Source organism: Micromonospora sp. RTBAU3-60 (assembly GCF_054963695.1).
Window position 1 is genome coordinate 1 of sequence record NZ_JBUEGB010000174.1, and the last position, 1,378, is coordinate 1,378.

The following is a 1,378-nucleotide window of genomic DNA, read 5'->3' on the forward strand; positions in this document are numbered from 1 at the left end:
GGATCTCGGTTAGTTGATGTAGGGGCCGATGCGGTCGGGGTAGTGCAGGGCGAGAGCGCCGAGGGCTTGTTTCCAGCCTTGGACGGCGGCGCCTTCGACGAGCCGGCCCTGGGCCCGTCGTTGTCCGGCGGGCAGGCCCTTCTCCTTGGCGCGGGCCCGGGCGCGTTTGTCCTCGATGTCGCGGATGGCGAGCCAGAGCAGCTTGATCGCGGCGTCGTCGGACGGGAAGTGGCCGCGGTTCTTGATGACTTTGCGGAGCTGGTAGTTCAGCGACTCGATCGCGTTGGTCGTGTAGATGATCTTCCTCAGTTCGGGCGGGAAGGCCAGGAACGGGATGAACCGTTCCCACGCGTTCTCCCAGGTTGCCACCGCGGCCGGATACCGTTTGCCGAGGTCGGACTCGGCGAAGGCGAGCAACTCGCTCTCGGCGGCCTCGACGGTCGGCGCGGTGTAGATCGGTTTGAGCGCGGCGGCGACCTTCTTGCGGTCCTGGTAGGAGACGAACCGCATCGCGGCCCGGATCAGGTGGACCGTGCAGGTCTGGACCGTCGACTGCGGCCAGGTGGCCTCGATCGCCTCGGGGAAGCCGGTCAGCCCGTCGCAGCACACGATCAGCGTGTCGCGGATCCCGCGGTTGCGCAGTTCTGCGCAGACCCCGGCCCAGAACTTCGCGCCCTCGGTGGCCTGGACCCAGATCCCGAGCACGTGCTTGACCCCGTCCAAGTCGACGCCGACGGCGATGTGCGCGGCCCGGTTGCGCACCGTGTGCCCGTCGCGGACCTTCACGACCAGCGCATCGAGGTAGATGATCGGGTAGATCTCCTCCAGTGGGCGGGTCTGCCAGGCCTTCACCTCGTCGAGCACAGCGTCGGTGATCTTCGAGATGGTGTCGTGCGACAGTTCGGTGCCGACAGTGCGCTGCAGGTGATGGCCGATGTCACGGATCGTCATCCCACCCGCATACAACGAGATGATCATGTCGTCGAGCCCGCCGGCCCGACGTGATCCCTTCGGGACCAGCCGGGGCTCGAACGTCCCGGCCCGGTCCCGCGGCACGGCCAGGGACACGTCCCCGACCTCGGTCGCGATCGTCTTGGCGCTGTGGCCGTTACGCGAGTTCGGGCTGCCCCGGCCCGCCGGATCGTTCTTCTCGTAGCCCAGATGGCCGGTCAGCTCCGCCGCCAGTCCCCGTTCCAGGACCGCCTTGACCAGCTCCGGCAGCAGGCCGCCCTCACCGGTCAGCGCCAGCCCGCCCGCGTCGACTCGATCCATCAGGTCATCGAGCAGGCCGGCCTCGATCATGCCGTTCACCGTGTCCCGGGCTGCTCCGCCCGGCCCGGCCACCGCCGAGCCCAACGGCCCGGCCAACTGATCGTCA

At 68.5% G+C, this 1,378-nt stretch carries 1 protein-coding gene; it reads right to left on the minus strand.

Features of this window, described 5'->3' with window-relative positions; genetic code table 11:
• Positions 1-9: 9 nt before the first annotated feature.
• Positions 10-1,302, minus strand: a complete 1,293-nt coding sequence (locus ACY34I_RS40380) for an IS256 family transposase (RefSeq protein WP_462760826.1) — start codon at positions 1,300-1,302, stop codon at positions 10-12.
• Between the last annotated feature and the right edge of the window lie 76 nt (positions 1,303-1,378).

Bases quoted from the DNA above. Each gene is read 5' to 3' on its own strand.
- ACY34I_RS40380 (WP_462760826.1), bottom strand. From the start codon at position 1,302: ATGATCGAGGCCGGCCTGCTCGATGACCTGATGGATCGAGTCGACGCG.